Source organism: Psychrobacter sp. 1Y4, from assembly GCF_051847555.1.
In genome coordinates, this window is sequence record NZ_JBPYDE010000193.1 from 1 (window position 1) to 985 (window position 985).

Sequence of the window (985 nt, forward strand, 5' to 3'; positions counted from 1 at the left end):
GAAAAAGCAGAAGTATTGGGCGGTGTAGTACTGATTGCGATTGGTATAAAAGTGATGTTTTTTGGTTAGGGCGTGTTCCTCATTCAAACGTTTATCACCATTTTTAAAATAGAGACACCGCCTTAATCGTTCACTTTACTTCAAGCTATTTTCCAATAAAAAGCACCGCTTTGATTATCAAAGCGGTGCTTTTTTGTTTCACGTGAAACTTAAGTGTGTTACGTATTTAACGACTATTCTTCGTCAGTATCAAAGCGCCACGCCAGTACACGAGTACTCTTTTGACCTTGGCTCATCTCAATGATACGCATCTGCGCGACATCTAGCTGCTTTAGCAGTAGCTGTAATGGTTTTACGTTTTCAGATTTTGAGACTAAAGTCGTGAACCAACCAACGTGCTCTGCAAAACTTTGGCTTTCTTTTGCCATCTTGGTCAAGAACGCAATCTCGCCACCTTCGCTCCACAATTCTTTATGCTGACCACCGAAGTTTAGATTTTGAGCAGCGTTACCTGATTTGGTTGAGCTACGGCTGATTTGCTCGCTTTCATTTTTACCGCGATGACGCTGCAAGTTATGCTGCTTACGACTGTTGGCTTCCATCGCTTCTTCTAATGACGCATGAAACGGCGGGTTACAAACCACCACATCAAAGTAATCTTGACGACCAATGATATTTTTAAAGATAAACTTAGGCTCAGGTTGCAGCTTAACTTTGACCGCGCTTTTTAGCTTTGGATTGGCGTCACAAATGAGTGCAGCGGTATTGACCGAAATCGGATCAATATCGCTCGCGGTAAAGCGCCAGCCATAGCTCTGACTACCGACGATCGGATAGATCGCACTGGCACCCGTACCGATATCTAGAGCATGAATCTCTTTACCCGTCGGCGGTGTGTTGTCGGCATTGACGTGCGTGGTTTGCGCGAGTAAATCTGCAATATAGTGAATATAATCGGCACGTCCAGGAATAGGCGGACACAGAT

1 protein-coding gene is annotated in these 985 nt (G+C 44.3%); it reads right to left on the minus strand.

Going from position 1 to position 985, the window contains the following annotated elements; translation table 11 throughout:
* Positions 1–233: 233 nt before the first annotated feature.
* Positions 234–985: 23S rRNA (adenine(1618)-N(6))-methyltransferase RlmF (rlmF, locus tag ACS8FC_RS15190; RefSeq protein ID WP_439297384.1), on the minus strand; the 752-nt coding region annotated here is incomplete at its 5' end.